At 41.1% G+C, this 22,960-nt stretch carries 23 protein-coding genes, 3 pseudogenes and 1 riboswitch; of the genes and pseudogenes, 19 read left to right on the top strand and 7 right to left on the bottom strand.

Annotation, left to right across the window (positions count from 1 at the left end):
* Positions 1–21: 21 nt before the first annotated feature.
* The 10 genes and pseudogenes from ACESZG_RS04205 to ACESZG_RS04160 all read left to right on the top strand — a co-directional run.
* Positions 22–105, top strand: a pseudogene (locus ACESZG_RS04205) (ArsC family transcriptional regulator); the annotation flags it as partial.
* A gap of 160 nt (positions 106–265) precedes the next feature.
* On the top strand, positions 266–1,792 hold the full coding sequence (locus ACESZG_RS04200; RefSeq protein WP_373217642.1) for a DNA methylase: 1,527 nt from the start codon (positions 266–268) through the stop codon (positions 1,790–1,792).
* Positions 1,793–1,807: 15 nt separating this feature from the next.
* Positions 1,808–2,221 (top strand): hypothetical protein, encoded by a 414-nt coding sequence (locus tag ACESZG_RS04195; protein WP_373217633.1) that lies wholly within the window; start codon positions 1,808–1,810, stop codon positions 2,219–2,221.
* A gap of 338 nt (positions 2,222–2,559) precedes the next feature.
* A riboswitch (THF riboswitch) is annotated at positions 2,560–2,656 on the top strand.
* Between the two features lie 293 nt (positions 2,657–2,949).
* The gene (gene folE, locus ACESZG_RS04190) at positions 2,950–3,507 is read left to right on the top strand and encodes a GTP cyclohydrolase I FolE (RefSeq protein WP_008704861.1); all 558 of its coding nucleotides are present in this window, start codon (positions 2,950–2,952) and stop codon (positions 3,505–3,507) included.
* Positions 3,504–4,001, top strand: a complete 498-nt coding sequence (locus ACESZG_RS04185) for an HD domain-containing protein (protein ID WP_008704860.1) — start codon at positions 3,504–3,506, stop codon at positions 3,999–4,001. The genes folE and ACESZG_RS04185 overlap by 4 nt, the downstream gene beginning before the upstream one ends.
* Before the next feature lie 39 nt (positions 4,002–4,040).
* Positions 4,041–4,850: a dihydropteroate synthase gene (gene folP, locus ACESZG_RS04180; protein ID WP_020993717.1), complete on the top strand. Its 810-nt coding sequence runs from the start codon at positions 4,041–4,043 to the stop codon at positions 4,848–4,850.
* A 57-nt stretch (positions 4,851–4,907) separates the two neighbouring features.
* The gene (gene folK, locus ACESZG_RS04175) at positions 4,908–5,759 is read left to right on the top strand and encodes a 2-amino-4-hydroxy-6-hydroxymethyldihydropteridine diphosphokinase (RefSeq protein ID WP_008704856.1); all 852 of its coding nucleotides are present in this window, start codon (positions 4,908–4,910) and stop codon (positions 5,757–5,759) included.
* A 136-nt stretch (positions 5,760–5,895) separates the two neighbouring features.
* On the top strand, positions 5,896–6,222 hold the full coding sequence (locus tag ACESZG_RS04170; protein ID WP_008704853.1) for a cupin domain-containing protein: 327 nt from the start codon (positions 5,896–5,898) through the stop codon (positions 6,220–6,222).
* A 290-nt stretch (positions 6,223–6,512) separates the two neighbouring features.
* Positions 6,513–7,781, top strand: coding sequence for a M18 family aminopeptidase (locus tag ACESZG_RS04165; RefSeq protein ID WP_020993718.1), 1,269 nt, complete (start codon positions 6,513–6,515; stop codon positions 7,779–7,781).
* 53 nt (positions 7,782–7,834) lie between these two features.
* Positions 7,835–8,644, top strand: coding sequence for an HAD family hydrolase (locus tag ACESZG_RS04160; RefSeq protein WP_008704849.1), 810 nt, complete (start codon positions 7,835–7,837; stop codon positions 8,642–8,644).
* 17 nt (positions 8,645–8,661) lie between these two features.
* Here ACESZG_RS04160 and ACESZG_RS04155 read toward each other — a convergent pair whose 3' ends face one another.
* Positions 8,662–9,606, bottom strand: a complete 945-nt coding sequence (locus ACESZG_RS04155) for an AEC family transporter (RefSeq protein WP_020993719.1) — start codon at positions 9,604–9,606, stop codon at positions 8,662–8,664.
* Between the two features lie 244 nt (positions 9,607–9,850).
* Here ACESZG_RS04155 and ACESZG_RS04150 point away from each other — a divergent pair, with 244 nt between their 5' ends.
* The 3 genes from ACESZG_RS04150 to ilvC all read left to right on the top strand — a co-directional run bounded on the left by ACESZG_RS04150 (position 9,851) and on the right by ilvC (position 12,709).
* Entirely contained in the window at positions 9,851–10,903 is a 1,053-nt protein-coding gene (locus ACESZG_RS04150; protein ID WP_020993720.1) for a tyrosine-protein phosphatase, read from the top strand.
* A 160-nt stretch (positions 10,904–11,063) separates the two neighbouring features.
* Entirely contained in the window at positions 11,064–11,561 is a 498-nt protein-coding gene (gene ilvN / locus ACESZG_RS04145; protein WP_008704845.1) for an acetolactate synthase small subunit, read from the top strand.
* A 128-nt stretch (positions 11,562–11,689) separates the two neighbouring features.
* Positions 11,690–12,709, top strand: coding sequence for a ketol-acid reductoisomerase (gene ilvC, locus ACESZG_RS04140; RefSeq protein ID WP_008704844.1), 1,020 nt, complete (start codon positions 11,690–11,692; stop codon positions 12,707–12,709).
* A 281-nt stretch (positions 12,710–12,990) separates the two neighbouring features.
* Here ilvC and ACESZG_RS04135 read toward each other — a convergent pair whose 3' ends face one another.
* Positions 12,991–13,518 (bottom strand): hypothetical protein, encoded by a 528-nt coding sequence (locus ACESZG_RS04135; protein ID WP_373217628.1) that lies wholly within the window; start codon positions 13,516–13,518, stop codon positions 12,991–12,993.
* Between the two features lie 362 nt (positions 13,519–13,880).
* Between ACESZG_RS04135 and ACESZG_RS04130 the strand changes: the two genes are divergently transcribed.
* Positions 13,881–14,066, top strand: coding sequence for a hypothetical protein (locus tag ACESZG_RS04130; protein WP_008704840.1), 186 nt, complete (start codon positions 13,881–13,883; stop codon positions 14,064–14,066).
* Between the two features lie 92 nt (positions 14,067–14,158).
* On the opposite strand, the gene ACESZG_RS04125 is transcribed toward ACESZG_RS04130, so the two are convergent.
* From ACESZG_RS04125 to ACESZG_RS04110, 4 genes and pseudogenes are all read right to left on the bottom strand, one after another.
* Positions 14,159–14,875: a LytTR family DNA-binding domain-containing protein gene (locus ACESZG_RS04125; RefSeq protein WP_020993721.1), complete on the bottom strand. Its 717-nt coding sequence runs from the start codon at positions 14,873–14,875 to the stop codon at positions 14,159–14,161.
* A gap of 69 nt (positions 14,876–14,944) precedes the next feature.
* Complete coding sequence (locus ACESZG_RS04120) at positions 14,945–16,213, bottom strand: sensor histidine kinase (RefSeq protein WP_008704836.1); 1,269 nt, start codon at positions 16,211–16,213, stop codon at positions 14,945–14,947.
* A 329-nt stretch (positions 16,214–16,542) separates the two neighbouring features.
* On the bottom strand, positions 16,543–17,175 hold the full coding sequence (locus tag ACESZG_RS04115) for a transcriptional regulator (RefSeq protein ID WP_020993722.1): 633 nt from the start codon (positions 17,173–17,175) through the stop codon (positions 16,543–16,545).
* A gap of 253 nt (positions 17,176–17,428) precedes the next feature.
* A pseudogene (locus ACESZG_RS04110) lies at positions 17,429–17,578 on the bottom strand (DUF6783 domain-containing protein); the annotation flags it as partial.
* On the opposite strand from ACESZG_RS04110, the pseudogene ACESZG_RS04105 reads away from it, so the two are divergent.
* The 3 genes and pseudogenes from ACESZG_RS04105 (at position 17,516) to yedF (ending at position 19,718) form a co-directional block, all read left to right on the top strand.
* A pseudogene (locus ACESZG_RS04105) lies at positions 17,516–17,680 on the top strand (DUF6783 domain-containing protein). The pseudogenes ACESZG_RS04110 and ACESZG_RS04105 sit on opposite strands and share 63 nt — an antisense overlap.
* A 23-nt stretch (positions 17,681–17,703) precedes the next feature.
* Positions 17,704–19,074 (top strand): dihydropyrimidinase, encoded by a 1,371-nt coding sequence (gene hydA / locus ACESZG_RS04100; RefSeq protein WP_173745086.1) that lies wholly within the window; start codon positions 17,704–17,706, stop codon positions 19,072–19,074.
* A gap of 29 nt (positions 19,075–19,103) precedes the next feature.
* Complete coding sequence (gene yedF / locus ACESZG_RS04095; RefSeq protein ID WP_373217625.1) at positions 19,104–19,718, top strand: sulfurtransferase-like selenium metabolism protein YedF; 615 nt, start codon at positions 19,104–19,106, stop codon at positions 19,716–19,718.
* 57 nt (positions 19,719–19,775) lie between these two features.
* On the opposite strand, the gene ACESZG_RS04090 is transcribed toward yedF, so the two are convergent.
* The gene (locus ACESZG_RS04090; protein ID WP_062807563.1) at positions 19,776–20,987 is read right to left on the bottom strand and encodes a dicarboxylate/amino acid:cation symporter; all 1,212 of its coding nucleotides are present in this window, start codon (positions 20,985–20,987) and stop codon (positions 19,776–19,778) included.
* Between the two features lie 82 nt (positions 20,988–21,069).
* On the opposite strand from ACESZG_RS04090, the gene ACESZG_RS04085 reads away from it, so the two are divergent.
* Positions 21,070–22,065, top strand: coding sequence for an XdhC/CoxI family protein (locus ACESZG_RS04085; RefSeq protein ID WP_173745085.1), 996 nt, complete (start codon positions 21,070–21,072; stop codon positions 22,063–22,065).
* A 315-nt stretch (positions 22,066–22,380) separates the two neighbouring features.
* Positions 22,381–22,863, top strand: coding sequence for an SH3 domain-containing protein (locus ACESZG_RS04080; protein WP_022381452.1), 483 nt, complete (start codon positions 22,381–22,383; stop codon positions 22,861–22,863).
* Positions 22,864–22,960: the final 97 nt, after the last annotated feature.

The raw sequence follows: 22,960 nt of genomic DNA, 5'->3' as shown, positions 1-22,960 counted from the left end.
GATTCTCGAATCAAGGAACCCCTGGAAAATATGATTAACAGGGAGGGCAAGGGTGAGGATCTGCTTGCGCTCATTAAGTACATTGCAGAGGAAGATAAACTTGAGAACTTCTGCAGGCGTTTGGCGGAGGTGGACATGCTGCGGCAGCAGGCGTGCGCAAGCGTACAAATGACGTAGAAAAATTCAGGCAGGAAATACTTGAGCGAATTATTACGATGAAAAAGATTTTTGGTCAAGATAAATAAGAATCGTGAGGTGTAGAATGATGGAAAAGGAAAGAACCTATATTGCAATTGATCTTAAGTCATTCTATGCATCTGTGGAATGTAAAGAACGAAATCGGGATCCTTTGACTACCAATCTTGTGGTTGCGGATAAAAGCAGAACAGAAAAAACCATCTGTCTTGCGGTATCTCCAGCTTTAAAGTGTTATGGGATACCCGGAAGGGCTCGTTTATTTGAGGTTGTTCAAAAAGTAAAAGAAGCCAATAGTGCCCGCAGGTGGAAAGCACCGAACAGAACATTTATTGGTTCTTCTGATGACAGTGCAGAATTAAATATCAATCCTGCACTGGAGATTGATTATATTGTTGCTCCTCCCCGGATGGCTCTCTATCTGGAATACAGCACCAGAATTTACAGCATTTATCTGAAATATATTGCACCGGAAGATATTTTTCCGTATTCGATCGACGAAGTGTTTATGGATGTAACGGATTATCTGCATACCTATAATATGACAGCAAGAGAACTTGCAATGACCATGATACAGGATGTGCTGAAAACGACAGGTATAACAGCAACTGCAGGAATCGGAACGAATATGTATTTATGTAAGATTGCGATGGATATTGTAGCGAAGCATATTAAAGCAGATAAAGATGGTGTACGAATTGCAGAACTGGATGAAATGTCATACCGAAGGAAACTCTGGGGTCACAGACCTCTTACTGATTTCTGGAGAGTCGGAAAGGGATATGCAAAGAAGTTGGAAGAATATGGTCTCTATACGATGGGTGATATTGCCAGATGTTCCATCGGAAAAGAGAAAGAATTATATAACGAAGATCTGCTATATAAACTGTTTGGCGTTAATGCAGAGCTGCTGATCGATCATGCCTGGGGATATGAGCCCTGTACCATGGAAATGGTCAAGTCTTACAAACCGGAAACGAACAGTGTTTGTTCCGGGCAGGTACTTCATTGTCCTTATGACTTTGAAAAAGCAAAATTAGTCGTCAAAGAGATGACGGACCAGATGGTTTTGGATCTGGTGGATAAGAAGCTTGTGACGGACCAGATTGTGTTGACAGTTGGTTATGATATTGAGAATCTGAACAATGCCGACAGGAAAAAGCAGTATCATGGAGAGGTTACGATCGACCGTTATGGAAGAAGAATTCCGAAACATGCACATGGAACGACCAATCTGAAACGGCAGACTTCCTCAACAAAAATGATAACGGATGCAGTAATAGAGCTATATGACAGGATCGTTGACAGAAACCTGCTTATCAGAAGAATTAATATTACAGCGAACAGGCTTGTGGATGAAAATTCTGTAAAGAAAGAAGAAGTGTATGAGCAACTGGATCTTTTTACGGATTATGAGGCGCAAAGGAAAAAGCAGGAAGAGGAAGAGGCTGCGCTGGATCGTGAGAAACGTATGCAGGAAGCAATGCTCAGTATTAAAAAGAAATTTGGAAAAAACGCTGTACTGAAGGGAATGAATCTTCAGGAAGGTGCAACCGCCAAGGACAGAAATGAACAAATTGGCGGACATAAGGCGTAAAGGAGTTGAAAGAGGATGAAAAATAATTTTTATGACGATATCATCAATTTACCACATCCGGTCTCTAAGAATCATCCGCAAATGCCTCTTCGGGATCGGGCAGCGCAGTTTGCTCCTTTTGCAGCCTTGACTGGACATGATGCTGCGATAAAAGAAACAGCAAGATTAACTGATGAAAGATTGGAACTGAGTGAGGAAGTGATTGCTCAGCTGAACGAAAAAATCAACATAATCAGAAATAATATCGGTATAGAACAGGATGTATCGATAACTTATTTTATTCCCGATGCAAAAAAAGCCGGCGGATCCTATGTTACGTACTCTGGTATTGTAAAAAAAGTAGATGAATATGAGCATACCATGATCATGACAGATCAAACGGTCATTCCAATTGAACAGATAAGCGATATTAAATGTGAAGAGTGGTAAATGTGAAAATGTTTCACTGGGAAAAGTGAAAACAGAAAATGGAGGAGATGCGCCATGGCTTCATTTAATCAGAAGCTCCGTACGTTATATCTGATGGAAATCATGCTTGAACGTACCGATGATGAACATATGTTAAATACATCGGAATTATGTACGATTCTGGATCCGGGATGAGGATTGTCGGACCGGAAGATGTAAAGCAGCAGTATAAAGAATATCTGCAAAGTGTACTTCGAAACTATTAGTTCTGGCAGCAGGAAAAAATCATTCTGAAAAGTCAGAAAAAACCTTTTCTATTATCGTATTACATGGTATACTGAATACCGAAATGAATGATATGCAAAATAGGATTTTATGCGTCAAGTGTTCGGTGAATGGGGAGTTGTCACTGAAACGAAAAGTGCGTCTTACGGTATATTATCCGCACCCGTTGCAAACAATATAAGAGGATATCTCATATTGTGCTAGGGAATGTTTTCGACATACATTCTATCACAATTGGAGATATCCTTTTTAACCGAATCAAGTAAATCCCCTGCTTCAATTGCGAAAAGCAATAAGCAGTGGGTGGGGACTTGCTTGTATCAGGAGGAGTGCAAGCTCCTTCTGATAAACTGCGGAGCAGCTATTCGGTTATGAGCAAGTAGCAAAGCGGATTGCGAATATCCGCTTGACTTTGGTCAAAAGGATAATCTCCATTTCAAAAATACAAAGGAGGTTATTTTTTAATGGTTGACAAAGTGAAAATTGAGCAGGCAGTCCGTCTGCTTCTGGAAGGTATCGGTGAAGATATTACACGGGAAGGTCTGATTGATACTCCTGACAGGATTGCCCGCATGTGTGAAGAAATTTACGGAGGTCTTGGTCATGAAGCGGATCAGCATCTGTTAAAGCAGTTTCCTGTAGAAAATAATGAAATCGTGCTGGAAAAAGACATCACCTTTTACTCCATGTGTGAGCATCATCTGATGCCTTTTTATGGAAAAGCTCATCTTGCATACATCCCCAACGGCAAAGTTACCGGTTTAAGCAAACTGGCACGTACAGTAGAGGTTTATTCCAGAAGGCCACAGATCCAGGAACGGCTTACTGTTCAGATTGCAGATGCTTTGGAGCGTACTCTGGATCCAAAAGGAATTATGGTAATGCTGGAAGCGGAACATACCTGTATGACCATGCGCGGAATAAAAAAACCAGGAAGCAAAACAATCACTACTGTAACCCGTGGTGCGTTTACAGAAGATAAGGAACTGCAGAAAATGTTCCTTTCTATGGTAAAAGGATGAATAACAATTTTTCAGATATGGATCGTGTCAATCGGATCTGGAGGCACCCGGTTTATCAGGAACATTATAAAAAAATACAGGAACTTGAAAGTGAACGGATCTTCTGCCGTCATACCCCTGAACATTTTCTGGATGTTGCACGGTTGATGTACATTTATGCACTGGAGGAACATCTGGAGTTGCCCAAAGAGCTTATCTATGCAGCAGCACTTCTTCATGATATAGGACGTGCACAGCAATATCAGTACAACATTCCCCATGATATTGCAGGAGTAGAAATCGCACGGGAAATTCTGACAGATCTGCACTTTACAGAACAGGAAAAAGAACTGATTCTGTCTTCCATTGGACATCACCGAAAAGGAGATTCCTGCAGTACGCTGGCAGCACTTCTTTATAAAGCGGATAAGCAGTCCAGAAATTGTTTTTTATGTTCCGCTGCTTCCGAATGCTATTGGTCTGATGATAAAAAAAATATGAAAATTGAATACTGATCTTCTTCATAAGCACAAAAGAAAGGATGGGTTCTGCTCATGAAAATTGGAAACCGTTTTTTTGATACTAAGAATCATACTTACATAATGGGAATTTTGAATGTTACCCCTGATTCCTTTTCTGACGGCGGCAAATGGAATCATATGGATGAAGCTTTGAAACATACAGAGGCAATGATTGCTGATGGTGCAGATATTATTGATATCGGAGGCGAATCTACACGTCCCGGTCATACTCCTGTCAGTGCTGACGAGGAAGCACTGAGAGTTCTTCCTGTTATTGAAGCGGTCAAAAAACATTTTGACATTCCTGTTTCTGTAGATACTTTTAAGAGCAGTGTTGCTGAAAGCTCTATCCAGGCAGGAGCTGACCTGGTTAACGATATCTGGGGATTAAAATATGATCCGAAAATGGCAGCTGTGATCGCAAAATATGATGTGGCCTGTTGCCTGATGCACAACAAATCTAATACAGAATATCAAAACTTTCTCATTGATATGCTCGCCGAAACACAGGAATGTGTCAATCTTGCAAGACAGGCTGGCATTAAAGATGAAAAAATCATGCTTGATCCGGGAATTGGTTTTGGAAAAACATTTGAAATGAATCTGGAAGCAATGAATCACCTGGAGCTTTTTCAGAATCTGGGATTTCCGGTTCTCCTTGGTACATCCCGCAAATCCATGATCGGACTGGCACTGGATCTTCCTGTAGATCAGCGCGTGGAGGGGACTTTGGCTACCAGTGTAATTGGCGTAATGAAGGGATGCTCTTTTGTCCGTGTCCACGATGTTAAAGAAAACAAGCGTGTGATCCAGATGACAGAAGCAATCCTGGGACGCAGATAAATTACTGGCACAAAACAGATGGTAAATATAAATAACATACAGAAAGGATTTGCTGTTATGGATGAGACCAGATTAGACAAAATAGAAATTAAAGAGCTGGAGGTTTTTGCAAACCATGGTGTATATCCCGAGGAAAATGTTCTGGGACAGAAATTTGTTATTTCTGCCACGCTTTTTACCAGAACACGTCTGGCGGGATTAACCGATGAGTTGTCTGCTTCCATAAACTATGGCGAAGTCAGCCATATGATCACTGATTTCACCAGAAAACATACTTATAAACTTCTGGAATCTCTTGCAGAGAATCTTGCAGAAATGCTTCTTTGCTCTCTTTCCGGACTTGAAAAAATTACTCTGAAGATTGAAAAGCCCTGGGCACCGGTTGGTCTTCCTTTGAAAACCGTATCTGTGGAAATTACACGGAAATGGCATACTGCTTACATTGCTTTTGGCTCTAATATGGGTGATAAAAAGATGTATATAGACAATGGGATCCGTGGTCTGGCAGAGACAAAAGGATGCCGTATAGAGGCAATTTCCGATTATCTTATTACAGAACCTTACGGAGTTACTGATCAGGATGAATTTTTAAATGGAGTTCTGAAAATGCGGACACTTCTTACTCCTGGAGAATTGCTTGTGAGACTGCATCAGTTAGAACAGGCGGCAAACAGGGAACGTATCATCCACTGGGGACCAAGGACACTGGATCTGGATATCCTGTTTTATGATCAGGAAATTATTGATATGCCAGATCTTCATATTCCTCATATTGATCTGCACAACCGCGATTTCGTTCTTGTACCAATGAATCAGATTGCTCCGTATCTGCGACATCCTGTGTTAAATCAGACCATTTCGCAGCTTCTGGACAGCCTTCTGAACAAATCTGAAAATACTGCAAAATAAAGTGAACAGTAACCAGTAACGATATTTTGTTGAATGTTCCATTGATATTTACTTTGCCATTTTTTACAAACAGTGCTATGATATATTCAATGGAAATTCTATAAAAGAGAAAACATCTACAGGAGGGCAAAAAATTATGAAAATCAGACGCGAAGAACACATGGCAGGTGGAAATGGTCACGTAATCATCAAAGAAATCCTTGATGCAGAACAGTTGAATGGTAAATGTGGACTGTATGCACAGGTAACCCTGGAGCCGGGATGTTCACTGGGATATCATGAACATCATGGAGAAAGTGAAACCTACTATATTTTACAGGGACAGGGCGAATACAATGACAACGGTACCTATCGTCCGGTAAAAGCCGGAGATATTACATTCACACCGGACAATCATGGACATGCACTTGCAAATACAGGAAATACAGATCTGGTTTTTATGGCTCTGATCATTAAAGACTGATATAAAAGCAGCAGCACATATTTCTTATGGAAATAATGACTGCTGTTTTTATTACCAGGACAGACTGATTATAATAAAAAATAGTATAAATCAGGTAGCATTTTAGCCGAATCAAGTAAGTCCCCTGCTTCAATTGCGAAAAGTAATAAGCAGTGGGTGGGGACTTGCTTGTATCAGGAGGAGTGCAAGCTCCTTCTGATAAACTGCGAAGCAGTTATTCGATTATGAGCAAGTAGCGAAGCGGATTGCGAATATCCGCTTGATTAATCATTCAAATGGAGAATCAAACTATGTACAGAAAAACAGCAAAGAAGTTACTGAAATTCATAGAGAAAAGCCCCACTGCATTTCAGGCAGTGACGGAGATGACCAAAAGGCTTGACAAAGAAGGCTTTGAAGAATTGAAAGAGGAGGATCACTGGAAGCTTAAAAAAGGCGGAAATTATTATGTGACCAGAAATCATTCTGCGATCATAGCTTTTTCCATTCCGCAGAAGCCTGTGTGGAAGTTTCATATTATGGCAAGCCACAGTGATTCCCCTTCCCTTAAGATTAAGGAGAATCCTGAGATAGAGGTGGAGAATGCTTATATCAAACTGAATGTGGAGCGTTACGGTGGAATGATTCTGTCTCCATGGTTTGACAGACCTCTGTCAGTGGCAGGAAGGCTGATCGTCCGTCAGGATGGAAAAATCAGAGAGAAGATGGTGGCTGTGGACAGAGATCTGCTGGTTATTCCTAATCTTGCCATTCATATGAACAGGGAAGTAAATGACGGATATAAATATAATGTGCAGAAGGATATGCTGCCTCTTTTCAGCGATAAGGAAGGAAAGGGCAGATTTATGGAAACTGTGGCTGAGGCCGCAGAAGTAAAGACAGAAGATATTCTGGGACATGATCTGTTTCTTTATGACAGAACTCCGGGTACTCTGTGGGGAGTAAATGAGGAATTTGTTTCTGCACCCAGACTGGATGATCTGCAGTGTGCATTCTCTTCTATGGAGGGATTCCTGCAGGGAAATCGTGAAGAAAGCATTTCTGTACATTGTGTGCTGGATAATGAAGAAGTGGGAAGCAGTACAAGACAGGGCGCTGCTTCTGCTTTCCTGAAGGATACTCTGATGCGGATCAATATGGGACTGGGACGTACCCAGGAGGAATATTATATGGCACTTGCAGACAGTTTTATGATTTCTGCAGATAATGCTCATGCTCTCCATCCAAACTATACGGATAAGACAGATCCGGTAAACCGTCCGGTGCTGAATGAGGGAATCGTGATCAAGTACAATGCAAACCAGAAATATTGTACAGACGGAGTGTCCGCTGCAATTTTCAAGGATATCTGTGACAGGGCAAAGGTGCCGTACCAGACCTTTGTGAACCGTTCGGATATGGCAGGCGGATCCACGCTGGGAAATATTTCCAATACCCAGGTTCCTGTGAAAACAGTGGATATCGGTCTGGCACAGCTTGCCATGCATTCTGTATATGAAACAACAGGTGCGAAAGATACAGAGAGCCTGGTTAAGGCAGCGACAGTGTTTTTTGCATAGTTTGCAGGTACACTGGCAGATAAACGTAAATATAAAAATCAGGAGATAAGAAAGTGAACAGAAAAGCAGTGTTTTTTGATGCAGACGGAACACTCTGCGATATGGAAAAGGGTGTACCCCAGAGCACAAAGGAGGCATTGAAGAAATTAAGAGAAAACGGTCATGACGCATGGCTTTGCACAGGCAGGAGCAGGGCCTTTGTTTCCCGGTATCTGGAAGAGCTTCCGTTTACCGGTATGATCAGTGCCTGCGGGGCTACCATTGAAAAGGATGGAGAACGTCTTTTTAATAAAGAGATGCCCCCGGAAGTTGCAAAAAAATCAGTGGAAATCCTGCGCAGATATGGTCTGGTCCCGGTTATGGAAGGTGCAGATTTCATGTATTATGATAAGGATGAATATAATACAGATGTGAACTGGTATACGGATCTGATCACAGAATCTTTAGGATCTAAATGGCGTCCCATCAGGGGAAATGAAGATTGTATGCGCATTAATAAGATCAGTGCCAAAATGATAAAAGGCTGTGATGCAGAAGCTGCCTGTAGGGAACTGAGTGAGTATTATGACATTATCCGTCATGAGAGTGGTTCAGGGATTGCGGGAACCACCATTGAACTTGTCCCAAAGGGCTTTAACAAGGCAGTGGGGATCTCGGCAGTGTGCAGACTCTTTGATATTCCATGGGAGGATACGATCGTGTTTGGAGACAGCAATAATGATCTCGCCATGTTTGAATATGCGGCCGTGAAGGTTGCCATGGGAAATGGTTCAGAGAAAATAAAAGCTCTGGCTGATCATATTACACAGGATATGTTCCATTATGGAATCAGAAACGGACTGGAATATCTGAAGCTAATATAAACATAAAAAGCCTGGGCTCAGATCAGTCCCAGGCTTTTGCATATATAAAGCCAGATTGTCATGGTAAAGGAGCTTAACAGAGTGGTAGTCATAACCACACCGGAAGTAAAATCGCCGTCATAATCCATGTTTTTGGCCATGATATAACAGCTTACAGTAGTGGCAGAACCAAGCATGATAATGATCGCAACCAGCATATCATGGGAAAATCCCAGAAGCACAGCCAGTGGAAGAAATACAGCTTCATATCCCACAAGCTTCAGAAAGCTACATGCGATCAGTGGTTTCGGCCTTGCGAATGCCTTGCCGAATTTCAGTGCGCCACCCATGGCCATCAGCCCAAGAGGAGTCGCTGTTTTTCCGAGATTATCTACGGCAGTATTCAGAATTGTTGGCATTGGCAGATGAAGCAGCGACCATACCATACCTGTCAGGATACCAAGGATAATAGGGTTCGTGGCGATTCCTTTCAGGGTTCGGATAAGTTTTGCGGTATCAAGTTTACCGCCGCCGGGAGCGAACAGTGACAGTGTTATAACTGCCATCACATTATAAAGCGGCACACTTCCGATGATCATAAGTGGTGCCATTCCTGCGTTTCCGTAAAGATTCTGGATAATTGCAATTCCAAGGATCGCAGCGCTGCTCCGGTAAGAAGCCTGGATAAATTCGCCCTGGATATTTCGCGGTTTCAGCAGATAGGAAAGTCCTGTGGAAATTCCGATACTGATCAGTGTGACAAAGAAGCAGAACAATACAAATTTCGTATTCCATACACTGTAGAAATCTGACTTTGCAATATCCAGAAACAAAAGCGCAGGCAGAGCTGCATTAAATACGAACTTATTCAGACGGCTGACAAAGGTGTCATCAAAGAGTCCGATCTTCCGAAAAAAGAGCCCGAGCATCAGGGTGAGAAAAATCGGGATTGTAGCATTAAGACAGAAAATAAGATTCTCCATTTTCATAAATCCTTTCAAAAAATAATTTCTGTACAAAAAGTACGGTTCATAAGGTGATTGCTATATCACAATAACACCATGATTATAAACGTTTGACAGGAATTGTCAAATTCCGATTTCTGTGTTATTCTGAAAAAAATGGTTGCTGTTCAGTATGCCTTGCAGATTGTGGGAATGATTTTTCAGACACGCTCTAAGAGCAGAGTGAACAGTAATAAAATTGCAGACAGTGGAGTGGTGGATCATGAAGTATGGAAAGATAAGGATAGAAGATGGATTTCTGGTTTTTACCAGACATATGATGATAAACAATCTTCCATGTAAAGACATTGTATGGGCATATATGCGAAAAGAGGGAGCAGATGAAGGTGATGACAGACAGCTGAGTGTAAATTATCTTGTAATTGTTACCAGACGTAAGAAGAGATACAAGTTCGATATGACAGAAAAAGAGATTCATGAGTGTATCCGCATTCTTAAGATATTAAACCCGGATATGGCAACAGGTTTCCCGAAGGGCGGCAGGATATCTCTTCATAGTCTGCCGAATACCAGAGATCTGGGTGCGATCGTTACAGCTGATGACAGACACATCCTGCCGAGGAGGCTTCTGAGAAGCGGGGAACTTTATCATATTTCAGAGAGCGATAAGAACAGACTCAGAGAAGAATACAATCTGAAGACGGTGATCGACCTGCGTTCGGCAGAAGAGAGAAAATGTAAACCGGATACTATTATAGCAGAAGTAGAATACTACCATGTACCGGTTGTGGATGAGGATGTGCAGGTTATCAGCAACAGAGAACAGTTTGTGAAAATGCTTGCAGGACTCCCGGATGATATGGAAGAATATATGATCAGACAGTACAGGAATTTATGCATGGATCAGTTGGTGTTGAAACAGTATGCGAAGTTTATCGATATTCTTTTCAGGCAGGAAAAAGGTGCTGTTTTGTGGCATTGCGGAACTGGAAAGGACCGTACAGGGATCGGGACTGCTTTTCTGCTCAGTCTGCTGGGGGTGGAGGAAGATGTGATATATGAAGACTATCTGCGCACAAACCGTTATATGGAGCCCAAACTGGTATATATGCAGAGACTTGTACAGACCTGGCCGGAGGCAGATGAGAAAATGACCGAGAAGCTTCCGATTATATATAATGTAAAAGAGGAGTATCTGGCTGCTGTTTTTGAAACAGTGAAAAAGACTTATGGTTCTATGGAAAAGTTTTTCCAGACCGTATTTTATCTGAAACCGAAAATGATCGAAGAGTTCAGAAATAAATATCTGATATAGGCAGTTAATTCGATGTTTTTACAAAAGCTGTCACAGAAAGACATTTGTTTTTGTGCGAAAAATTTATTGACAAAATCACGATTATTGATATAATGGTAACCATACGAGCTATTTATTATATTAACGTGGTGAAAATGTACACGTTGAAAGCAGGTGGGACATGCAGAAGAGAGTATTATCCCTGTTAGTAGATAATACTGCAGGTGTAACAACCAGAGTATCTGGATTATTCAGCCGCAGAGGCTATAACATCGACAGCATTACCGGAGGTGTAACAGCGGACGAGCGTTTTTCCAGAATTACCGTTGTGTGCAGCGGGGATGAACTGATTCTGGAGCAGATCACGAATCAGCTTGCCAAGCTTGTAGATGTAAGAGATATTAAGATCCTGGAGCCGGACAACAGCGTATGCCATGAATTAATGATGATCAAGGTGGCTGCGAAACCGGAGCAGAGACAGGGACTCATTTCCATAGCGGATGTTTTCCATGCGAAAGTTGCAGACGTAAGTGTGGATTCCATGATATTGGAGATGACAGGCAACCATAATAAATTGGAAGCATTTCTTGAGCTGATGGGTGATTACGAGATTCTCGAACTTGCACGTACAGGAATGACCGGTTTATCAAGAGGTTCGCAGGATGTAACCTATTTCTGATGAAAGACAGGAAGGCTTTTCGGAACGCAGGAAATTGAAAAATATCTCAGAAACAGTACATATTATAGTTTGCTAGGGGAGCATCCCTTAACGATAAATTTTTTTACGATTAGCAGGAGGAAAATAAAATGGCTAACAAGATTTTTTATCAGGAAGATTGTAATTTAAGCTTACTGGATGGTAAAAAAATTGCAATTATTGGATACGGAAGCCAGGGACATGCACATGCTCTGAACTTAAAGGATTCCGGATGTGATGTCATTATCGGTCTTTATGAAGGCAGCAAATCCTGGAAGAGAGCTGAAGAGCAGGGCTTTAAGGTATATACAGCAGCTGAAGCAGCTAAACAGGCAGATATCATCATGATTCTTATCAATGATGAATTACAGGCTAAACTTTACAAAGAATCCATCGAGCCAAACCTTGAAGAAGGCAACATGTTAATGTTTGCTCATGGTTTCAATATCCATTTCGGATGCATCAAACCACCAAAGAATGTTGACGTTACAATGATCGCTCCTAAAGCACCTGGTCATACAGTAAGAAGTGAGTATCAGGCTGGAAAAGGAACACCTTGTCTTATCGCTGTAGAGCAGGATTACACAGGAAAAGCTCAGGATCTTGCACTGGCATATGGTCTTGGAATCGGCGGAGCAAGAGCTGGTCTTCTTGAAACTACATTCCGTGTAGAGACAGAGACAGACCTCTTTGGTGAGCAGGCTGTACTTTGCGGTGGTGTTTGCGCACTTATGCAGGCTGGTTTCGAAACACTTGTTGAAGCTGGTTATGATCCAAGAAATGCATACTTTGAATGTATTCATGAAATGAAGCTGATCGTAGACCTGATTTATCAGTCAGGATTCGCAGGAATGAGATATTCTATCTCCAACACTGCTGAATATGGCGATTACATCACAGGACCTAAGATCATCACAGAAGATACAAAGAAAGCTATGAAGAAAATTCTTTCTGATATCCAGGATGGTACATTTGCAAAAGACTTCTTACTTGATATGTCTGATGCAGGTGCACAGGTTCACTTCAAAGCTATGAGAAAGAAAGCTTCTGAGCATCAGTCTGAGAAAGTTGGCGAAGAAATCCGTAAACTTTACAGCTGGAATGGCGAAGACAAACTTATCAACAACTAATCTGAATATGATTAAATTAAAATCCCCTGCTGAATGGCAGGGGATTTTTTATGTTATAGGAAATTACTCCGTAATGTTCCTATAACATAAAAAAGCCCTCCGGGCAGGATCGCACTGCGACGGAGAGGAATTATGTCGCTGAAGCGACCCGCCGCAGGCGGAGAATCCTGCAAGCAGGATTCTTTCTTGTATGTACTGACTCAATGATGGTTGTTTGTTCTGTATTATGCAATTCTTAAGATTATGCATAATATAATAAGATGCAAATCAATCTCAACGTTTTATAATTCGATAATCTGCCCTTTTTCTACGTCATATCTGCAGTACTTACCATTTCCGGAAATAAATGGCTGATATGTATCTGTCCTGTTATCTTTAAGATATACAATTCCGGTAGCGATCATCTCCACTAATGAAAAGCGTTCGCTGAGACTGGAAATCCACTTATATGTTTTGTCCTTTGATGAATTTGCCATAACCATATTGTAGGCATGTCCGTCTTCGGTGGCTTCCAGAGAAAAATATACTTTCTCTGCCTTATCAGGAGCATCAAAGACCTGACTTGTAATATAGGAAGAAAAATTGGTGCTTACAAAATTTCGGAAAGATTTTATATCATAAGTAATTCCGGATACTTCGTCTGTGATTTTATCTCCGCGTTCCAGACGAGTTCTAATAATCTTTAGTACCTCTACAGTCCAGTTGATAAAAGAGATACTACTGTAATTCATACTTTCCATCAACTGTTCGATTAGTTTGCGTGACAGGATATTGGAGCGTATTGCCTCATCATAAAGTTCTCTGTTCATGACATTTTCCCTCTTTTTTGATTATTTGTAACTATTCAGCAGTCTACTATCCCGCGAGGTGTTTTGGCATGAACATGCCAAAATCCCGAGACATACAAGTCAAAATCCCATCGCCGAAGGCGATTTTTAATGGATTTTGACTCGTAACTGTGAAGGTACTGAACAGTTACGATTATTTTATGTTTGTTATAGTGTTTCCGCACATTTCTATGTTATACTGATTATAAATCTGTTTGTTGTAAAATGCAACAAAAAACGGACGAATAAATAAAAATATTTGTGAACAGTAACGAATATATTGTTGCCTGTATTTTTGTTTCTCGGAACGATAATGAGACATAAGGAAAATTGAGGAGGATAAAATGGAGATAGAAGAAGAGTTTATTTCGGGATTTTGCAGAACATGTAATGGAGGGCAGACTGTCTGCTGCGAATATACGATGGAAGGAGATAAAAGAACCCTCACATTTATGGATTGTGCACATGACAGATGTGTGAATTATGCTGCCTGTGAAATCTACAAACAGGCACATGAAATGGAACGATAAGAATATGTGAGGGTGTACGAAAAGCAGTGAACTGCGAAATGTATTGCTGAGAACGGAGGGGATAGTAACCCGCAAATGCTGTAATTATCGGATTAACCGGAGTTAGAATCAAACATATATGAAAAATAGGCATCTTTGAATGCAGAATAGTTATTTCTGGAAATAGGGACAGAGGAAATGCCGGTAGTGACCATAGTTCTTGTGAACTGTTTTATGTGGGACAGGTTTACAATATAGCTTCGGTGACATTTAAAGAATCCTTTTTCCGGAGTAAAGACCCCTTCACACTTTACAAATAATTCGCGGATTTTTAAAGTAGTTCCATTTGAAAGGCAGACCAGAACCTGTTTATTCTGAGCTTCCAGATAATCTACATCATTGAGCGTAATTGAGCAGAATCCGTCTGCAGTATGTGCGACGAAAGTTTCAGCCGGAACATGATAAGTTTTAAAAAAATCATCCATAACAGAAAAAAGTTTCAGAGTATTTACTGGTTTTAAAAGATAATGAAAAGCTTTTACATCATAGGAATCCAGGGCAAATTCTCTGGAAGAAGTCAGAAAAATCACAGGAACAGTCAGTCCCATGCTGCGTATTTCTCTTGCTGTATCTATGCCGTTTAATAATGGCATGATGATGTCGAGAAAAATCAGATCTACCGGAATTGTCCGGAGAGCTGTTAACAGATCATCACCGTTGGAATATGGATACAGGGTAAGTGAAAAATCATTTTTTTCCGCCCAGTGCGTCAGAAGTGAACTTAATTCCCGGGTAAAGAGTATTTCATCATCACAAATTGCAATATTCATAATTTTTATCAAAACCTTTCTGTGAGTGAATAAATGTTATGTATTGTATCCGGCAGTGGAAATCCTGTGTCAGATGATAATTCGCAGGACAAAGCAATGGTCCACGATAGAAAAATGACACTGTCCATGCAATTGTTCCACATAATAAATAATACTCCTGACACCGATTCCATGCCCGTTTCTGGTAGAAACCGGAACTCCATCTACAAATGCCGGAATTTTTTCTACGGGATTTTCCAGTTGGAACAGAATGTGATTCTTTTTCTGTGAAAGAGTAAGCCGGGCCCATTTTGAAGGTGATTCCAGCTGCTCCAGTGCATGCATGGAGTTTTCCAGCGCATTGGACAGGATTGTACAGAGGGACAGATCGGAGCATGGAAGTTCTTTTCCTGTAGAAACATTGCATATAAGAGACAATCCTCTGTCTGTGAAACGGGAATGATAAATGGAAAGCACAGAGTTCAGCATTTCATTTCCGGAATAGGCGGCGATGATCGTATCGTCATATGCAGAATTAATTTCATGGATGTATTCCTGTGCTTTATCCGGATGTCCGTTTTGCAGCTGGGTCAGAATAATACTCAGATGGTGGCGCATATCATGCCGCAGGATCGCCAGTCTCTGGCTGCTGATCTTTACCTGTTCAATTTCGTTTTGCATGGATTGAAGCTGCATTTCACGAAGATTGCTGTATTGCGTTATCTCCTGTTTATTCTCATATTCCTGAAAGTAGATGATGAGAAATACCAGGTAGGCAATGCAGAATGCAAATCCCATGAACTCAACAACTGCTTTATTTCCGGAATAAAGTAAAGTTGAAAACTTGGTGGAAGCATAATCAAAAACGTAATATACAAATGGCAGGAAACCGATGATGGAAAGCTCACGTGCATTTTTTGTAAAAATTGTTTTTGTAGATCGAAATACATATCGATAAAGAAGGACAAAAGTTAAGGTTGTTGTTAAGATCCGCACGGAATAATAACACCACTGTAATCCTGTTATTGCCAAAGCGAATAATCCGGTCCAGTTGCTTATCTGGCAACACAGATAGGCAGAAAAGACAGAAACAGCGGAAGAAATCAGAGGATACTTATAATGAACGGAGAGGAATAAAACCAATGGAAAATGTACGATCAGAGGATAGGACATATTTGCAAGAGTTTCCCCAAATAATGCCAGATCAATTACATATAACAGTCCCTGCCCTAAAAATAACAGAAACATAGTCAGGATATTTTTTCTGATCGGTTTGATCCCAAGAAAAAATGCAGAACAGTAAATTCCAAAGAGCATGGTAGTGACACCATGAACAGCAGATAAAATCTGTTCAGACATAACAGCACCTCCGTCTGATAAGGATTAATAAAATTTATCATCAAAATGTTGTATATATATCAAGTATAAAAGATTTCAAATTTAAAGACAACCTTTTTCCATACCATTCACGCCATATAATTACTGTTCGCGTGAAAGAGAAAAAATGCTGTTGTTCTGTGTTATAATCAGTCTATAAAGGAATATCGAAAAAACATACGAGGAAGGAGATGAAAGAGAGAGCATATTTAACGATATACCGGCGCTAGATGAAAAAAGAAAACAGAAGAAAAACAGACCTGATGGAAAAGTACCATGCAGGTCTGTTTTTATATCATTCTTTCCTGTTTTTACTTATTTACATCAATATAACTGTACAATGTATATTTGGAGATTCCGAAATAATTTGCAACCTTATCTCCGGATTTTGTAATAAGGAAAGCACCTGCATCATTTAAGAACTGAATAGCAGTAACCTTATCCTCCTTATTCATTAAAGGAACAGGTTTGCCTACCAGAGCTACAGATTCTTCGATCAGATGATCAAGAAGATCATTGACATTATGAGTGATCTCTTTGGGCTTCTCTTCCTTATTTTCCGGAGTGACAAGAGAATGAAGGGCAGATTCGATCATAGTAAGCTTGGTAATGTCATAATTGATTCCGAAAACATAATGAAGGGTACCATCGTCATCATGAATGTAGGAAGTGCTGCACTTCAGGATCTTGCCGTCTGCTGTTTTCATCAGATAACCGGTATGGTCTTCGGGGGTTGCTCCTTTTTCCTGATTGCGGATCGCATCAAAAACAGCATTGGATGGTCCGTCTCCGATATCTCTGTTTGTAACATGACCATTTACGATGTAGACGATGGAATGTTCCGGCTCCGAAGTTTTCAGATCATGGATTACTACTTCACAGTCAGGTCCGAACTGGGAAGCAAGATCAGCAGCGATTTGTTTTAACACAGTAAGTCGTCCCATTTGATTTCCTCCTATTAATATAACTTTTAAACGGATCATAACCGAATCAGGCAGGGGCTTCTATAGTCTGAGCAGTAACAGTCATTCGATTATGAGCATGTAGTAAAGCGGATAAATTTATCCGTCAAAACGTTCAGTGCAGACACATGGAAACTGCACATTTTCTATATTCTATCATAAAAAAAAGGAAATAAAAAGAGCCTAAAAAAAATAAATGTGAATACCTTAAAAAATTTGTGATTATAATCATAAATCATTGAAGTGATATAGGAATCGTGGTATATTTTAAACATGAGAATTGCGATAAGTTAGAGCGTGTCTGAAAAAGGCTTTCTGCAAGATGTGCGTCACAATTTGTGGGATATTTTGCCCGGATGAGGGCGCCGTAGTGGGCTACGGCAACTGAATTCGGGTGAAATATCCCGCAAAGTGGGGCGTTCAGATTGCGGGAATGATTTTTCAGACACGCTCTAGGGGTAAAATACTTTTTGTCCCTAACTTATAATAAAGAAAGGGGTGTCAGAAACAGTGAAAACTTTACTGAAGAATGGTACAGTAGTATCGGGGGATATGTCTGTTATAGAAGATGTTCTTATAGATGGAGAGAAGATTGTAAAAGTAGGCCGGAATCTGGAAGCAGAGGATGCACAGGTAGTTGATGTAAACGGTAAGCTGCTTTTTCCGGGATTTATAGACGGACATACACATTTTGACCTGGAAGTGGCAGGAACAGTGACGGCAGATGATTTTGAAACAGGAACAAGAGCTGCCATTGCAGGAGGAACAACTCTGGTGATCGATTATGCGTCTCAGGATAAAGGTGGTCATACGCTGAAGGAAGGCCTTGAGAAGTGGCATAAGAAAGCAGATGGGAAATGTTCCTGTGATTATTCTTTCCATATGTCTGTTGTGGAATGGAATGAGGAAACTGAGAGAGAAATACAGGATATGATCAATGAAGGGATTACCAGTTTTAAGCTTTACATGACTTATCCGGCAATGATCGTAGATGACGGTGACCTTTATAAGATTATTAAGAAATTAAATGAATACGGATGTTTTGCAGGGGTACATTGTGAGAATGCAGGGGCAATCGATGCTTTGATCGCAGAAGCCAAAAAAGAGGGACGTCTGGGACCTGAGAATCACCCGTTGGTGCGTCCGGATATTATGGAGGCAGAGGCAGTTCACCGCCTTCTTGTGATCGCAGATGCAGCAGATGCTCCTGTAATGGTAGTACATCTTACCAACCGGAAAGCATTTGAAGAAGTGATGCGTGCCAGAATGAACGGACAAAAGGTATATGCGGAAACCTGTCCGCAGTATCTGCTTCTGGATGACAGTGTATATTCAAAACCGGATTTTGAAGGTGCCAAATACGTGTGTGCACCTCCAATCCGTAAGAAAGCAGATCAGGACTGCCTGTGGAAAGCACTGGCGAATGATCAGATCCAGACGGTTGCAACTGACCAGTGCAGCTTTACAATGGAGCAGAAAGCTCTTGGTAAAGATGATTTCACGAAGATTCCGGGAGGGCTGCCGGGAGTACAGACGAGAGGAACTCTGCTTTATACATACGGTGTACGCACAGGCAGGATCACGCAGGAACAGATGTGCCGTCTGTTAAGTGAGAATGCAGCTAAACTTTACGGAGTGTATCCCAATAAGGGCGTGATACGTGAGGGAAGTGATGCAGATATTGTTGTATTTGATCCTGAGAAGGAAAACGTTATCTCTGCAAAGACACATCTGTATCATACGGATAATAATCCATATGAGGGATTTAAGCTTCATGGAGATATTGACAGCGTATATTTAAGAGGAGCTCATGTGGTGCAGGATGGAAAAGTAATTCTGGAGAAAACAGGAAAATATATTAAACGCGGTAATAAGCAGTGAATATAAAGAATAACAAGAGGTGACAGAAAATGAAACATGAAGTAAATGCAATGGGAAAACAGTGCCCGATTCCGGTAGTGATGACAAAGAAGGTTATTGATAATGCGGCAGTCGGTGATGAGATTGAAATTCTGATCGATAATGAAACCGCAGTGAATAATCTGAGCAGACTTGCAAATAAAACAGGCTGTACGTTTGTATCTGAAAAACTGGGAGACAAAAAGTATCAGGTGAAGATGGCAGTAAAGATTGAACAGACAGGTGGTACCTTGGAAGAAGAGGAATTTGTCTGCGAAGCACCGCATAAAAAAGTGACGGTAGCGGTAATCTCCTCAAATGTTATGGGAAATGGTGATGATGAACTGGGAAAGATTTTGATCAAAGGATTTATCTATGCCCTTTCTCAGATGGAAACACATCCGGATACAATCCTTTTCTATAATGGAGGTGCAAAACTTACAACAGAAGACTCTGAAAGTCTGGAAGATCTGAAAAAGATGGAAGAAGAGGGCGTGGAAATCCTGACCTGCGGGACCTGCCTGAAGCATTATGGACTGATGGAGAAACTGATGGTTGGAAAAGTTACCGATATGTATACGATTGCAGAGCGTATGACAGGTGCAGATAAAGTGATTCGTCCGTAAGAAAATGAAGGCCATCATATCTGAGAAAAAAGACAGATATGATGGTATTTTGAACTTTTATTGCAATTTCTGTTCTCTGATATTGTGGTATCTGGCATATCCGGTAAGAATCAGAGTCAGGGCACCATCGCCTGTTACGTTACAGGCTGTCCCAAAACTGTCCTGAAGGGCAAAGATAGTCAGCATCAGAGCTGTAGCAGAATCGCCGAATTTCAGGATACCGGTGATAATACCGAGAGATGCCATAACAGTGCCTCCCGGTACACCCGGAGCACCAATGGCAAAAATTCCAAGCAGGACACAGAAAAGAACCATGGCCCCCGGCGCAGGAACTGCACCATAAAGAATTTTGGAGATTGCCATACAGAAGAATACTTCTGTGAGGACAGAACCACAGAGATGAATATTGGCAAACAGCGGAATACCAAAATCCACCAGATCCTTTCGGAGAGGTTTTGCCCTGTGTGCGCATTGGAGGGCGACCGGCAGTGTGGCAGCAGATGACATGGTACCTATGGCTGTGAGGTAGGCGGGACCATAATGTTTCACAACTTTCAGAGGATTTTCTCTGGAATAAATTCCTGCAAGTATATACAGAAGAGCTATCCAGATAAAATGTCCGATCAGAACAATGACGATTACCTGAAGGAATACAGGAAGCTGTCTGGTGATTGTTCCTTCGTATGCCAGTGAACAGAAAGTCAGTCCGATGAAATATGGGAGAATCGGAATAATGACTCTTGATACAATAGCTAGTATGATCTTCTGGAATTCTTCAAGAAAAGAAGAAATCAGACTGGCTTTTGTCCATGCAGATGCAAGTCCCAGCATAATGGCCAGTACAAGTGCACTCATAACAGGCATTATCTGTGGAATGGAAAGTTCAAAAACTACATCCGGCAAAGCTTTGAGATGACTGGCAGTGGAGCTGAAGGACAAATGTGGGATCAGCAGGTATCCGGATAATGCAGAGAATAAAGCAGCTCCCAGCGAGGAAGCATAAGCAATACTGACTGCAACACCTAACATTCTGGAAGCATTGTTTCCGAGTCTGGTAATAGATGGTGCGATAAATCCAATGATGATCAGCGGAACAGAAAAGCTGATCAGCTGACCAAGAATATACTTCGATGTTACAACCACATTCAGTACTGCAGTCGTAATGGCAGATTCATCTATTATATTAAGAAGAAGTCCGATACAGATTCCAAAAGCCACGCCGACAAGCAGTCTGAAGGGCAGACTGTGTAGAAAATAGTTTTTTTTCATAATAATCCCCCTTTTTCTGTCAATTATAATATATAATGATGTCATGGTCAAAAGGTATTTTATATCGAAACAGGAGAGAGTTATGTACAGAAAAATTTATCAAATTTTGGAAGAAACAGGAAAAGTAAAAACAGCAATGGTTTTAAACGGGAATCATAAGGGCGAAAAATGTCTGATAAAAGAAAACCATTGTTTATCATCCGATGAAAATACAGCAGATTTCTGGAAAAAATATGAAGCTGATCTGGCGGAGTGCCAGGAGACAAAAGTTGTTCATATGGGAGATGTAGAGTTCTTTGTGGAAATTTATGTGAAAAATCCGCAGCTTATCATTTTTGGAGGCGGACATGTTTCGCAGCCTGTTGCAAAAATCGGAAAAATGCTGGGATTTCATGTGACTGTTATGGATGACAGAGAAGATTTTGTGACTTCAGAGAGATTTCCGGATGCCGATCGGCTGATCAAAGGCAGCTATGATAAACTTTCAGACAAAATACCGGCCTATGAAAATGCTTATTATGTGATCGTGACAAGAGGTCATCTCGGAGACAGTGCCTGTGCCAGACAGATCCTGAGACGCCCTTATACTTATCTGGGAATGATCGGCAGTAAAAATAAGGTAAAACTGACCAGAGAAAAATTACTCGGAGAAGGTTTCAGCGAAGAACAGCTCAACAGTATCCATGCACCGATTGGATTGCCGATCGGAGGACATATGCCGGCAGAGATTGCTGTAAGTATTGCTGCGGAGATCGTTCAGGAAAAGAACAGGTATGATGTTTCTTATATTGATGGAGCTGTGGAGGATGCTGTCAGGAAAAAAGAAAATGGAATTATGATCACGATCATATCCAAGAGTGGTTCTTCTCCAAGAGGGACAGGAAGTAAAATGTTTATTGATAAAGACGGGAATTCATATGGAAGCATCGGAGGCGGAAATGTAGAATTTCAGGCTTTGAAATATGCACCAGAAGCGCAGCATGGTGAAATCAGAAAATATAATCTGTCTAACCAGGGCGGTGCGAATCTGGGAATGATCTGTGGTGGCGAGGTGGAAGTCCTTTATGAATTGTTGTAGATAAACACAGAACCTACAGCGTTACTGTTCACATATCATTATCCCGCGAGATGTTTTGGCATGACTATGCCAAAATCCCGAGACATACAAGCCAAAATTCCATTGCCACAGGCAATCTGGAATGAATTTTGGCTACGTTACTGAGAACGGAGTGAACAGTAACCCTGCAGCAATTCCGCACAAATGGAAGAAAGCAGACAAAGCAGGACAAAACGCATACTTGAATTATCTGTAAGAATCGTGTATATTAATACATAAAGCGAACACAGAAAACACGAGGGGACAGAGCGTGTTTGATAAAGGAGGAAACTACTTATGAAGAAATCACTTTGGCTGGTTCTTGTACTGGGACTTGCATTTGCTGCTCAGGGATGCGGATTTGATCCTACTATTGATTCCAGCGTTATGATCGTTAAAGTAACACCAACACCGGAAGTCACACCTACTCCTGAGGCTTCAGAGGCAACACCAACACCGGAAGCAACACCAACGCCGGCAGCAGAGCAGACAGCCAGTGGTGTAAAAGTAGAAGTGAAATCCGATACCTATTATGCGTCATCAGAATTAAATCTTCGTTCTGATGCAAGTGCAGATGCAGATCTGATTTCAAGTGTGGCAGCCGGAACTCAGCTGAACAGTACAGGTGTATGCGAGAATGGATGGATTCGTGTGGATTATAATGGACAGACCTGTTATGCAAGCGGAGATTTTGTGACAACAACAGCTCCGGCAGCAGACGCAGGTGAGACTGCAGCAGATACATCAGCAGATACGTCTTATGATGAAAGTGCAGAATAATCTGATGATATAAAAATTTGTATCAGTTCTCTTTGAATATATTTCTATGAGAGGTACAATAAAGGCTTTTTTGGAAAAATGTTGACAGAAATGTATA

Source organism: Blautia sp. Marseille-P2398 (genome assembly GCF_964240315.1).
Lineage (GTDB): Bacteria > Bacillota > Clostridia > Lachnospirales > Lachnospiraceae > Blautia_A > Blautia_A wexlerae.
The sequence above is the reverse complement of the archived record's forward strand: the minus strand, read 5'-3'. Positions and strand labels throughout refer to the sequence as shown.

Coding starts and splice junctions, on each gene's coding strand:
- ACESZG_RS04150 (WP_020993720.1), top strand. CDS start 9,851: ATGAAGTATGGAAAGATAAGGATAGAAGATGGATTTCTGGTTTTTACC.
- ilvN (WP_008704845.1), top strand. CDS start 11,064: ATGCAGAAGAGAGTATTATCCCTGTTAGTAGATAATACTGCAGGTGTA.
- ACESZG_RS04170 (WP_008704853.1), top strand. CDS start 5,896: ATGAAAATCAGACGCGAAGAACACATGGCAGGTGGAAATGGTCACGTA.
- ACESZG_RS04200 (WP_373217642.1), top strand. CDS start 266: ATGGAAAAGGAAAGAACCTATATTGCAATTGATCTTAAGTCATTCTAT.
- ACESZG_RS04195 (WP_373217633.1), top strand. CDS start 1,808: ATGAAAAATAATTTTTATGACGATATCATCAATTTACCACATCCGGTC.
- folK (WP_008704856.1), top strand. CDS start 4,908: ATGGATGAGACCAGATTAGACAAAATAGAAATTAAAGAGCTGGAGGTT.
- ACESZG_RS04090 (WP_062807563.1), bottom strand. CDS start 20,987: ATGAAAAAAAACTATTTTCTACACAGTCTGCCCTTCAGACTGCTTGTC.
- folE (WP_008704861.1), top strand. CDS start 2,950: ATGGTTGACAAAGTGAAAATTGAGCAGGCAGTCCGTCTGCTTCTGGAA.
- folP (WP_020993717.1), top strand. CDS start 4,041: ATGAAAATTGGAAACCGTTTTTTTGATACTAAGAATCATACTTACATA.
- yedF (WP_373217625.1), top strand. CDS start 19,104: ATGAAACATGAAGTAAATGCAATGGGAAAACAGTGCCCGATTCCGGTA.
- ACESZG_RS04125 (WP_020993721.1), bottom strand. CDS start 14,875: ATGAATATTGCAATTTGTGATGATGAAATACTCTTTACCCGGGAATTA.
- ACESZG_RS04135 (WP_373217628.1), bottom strand. CDS start 13,518: ATGAACAGAGAACTTTATGATGAGGCAATACGCTCCAATATCCTGTCA.
- ACESZG_RS04185 (WP_008704860.1), top strand. CDS start 3,504: ATGAATAACAATTTTTCAGATATGGATCGTGTCAATCGGATCTGGAGG.
- ACESZG_RS04155 (WP_020993719.1), bottom strand. CDS start 9,606: ATGGAGAATCTTATTTTCTGTCTTAATGCTACAATCCCGATTTTTCTC.
- ACESZG_RS04085 (WP_173745085.1), top strand. CDS start 21,070: ATGTACAGAAAAATTTATCAAATTTTGGAAGAAACAGGAAAAGTAAAA.
- ACESZG_RS04165 (WP_020993718.1), top strand. CDS start 6,513: ATGTACAGAAAAACAGCAAAGAAGTTACTGAAATTCATAGAGAAAAGC.
- ACESZG_RS04115 (WP_020993722.1), bottom strand. CDS start 17,175: ATGGGACGACTTACTGTGTTAAAACAAATCGCTGCTGATCTTGCTTCC.
- ACESZG_RS04130 (WP_008704840.1), top strand. CDS start 13,881: ATGGAGATAGAAGAAGAGTTTATTTCGGGATTTTGCAGAACATGTAAT.
- ACESZG_RS04080 (WP_022381452.1), top strand. CDS start 22,381: ATGAAGAAATCACTTTGGCTGGTTCTTGTACTGGGACTTGCATTTGCT.
- ACESZG_RS04120 (WP_008704836.1), bottom strand. CDS start 16,213: ATGTCTGAACAGATTTTATCTGCTGTTCATGGTGTCACTACCATGCTC.
- ilvC (WP_008704844.1), top strand. CDS start 11,690: ATGGCTAACAAGATTTTTTATCAGGAAGATTGTAATTTAAGCTTACTG.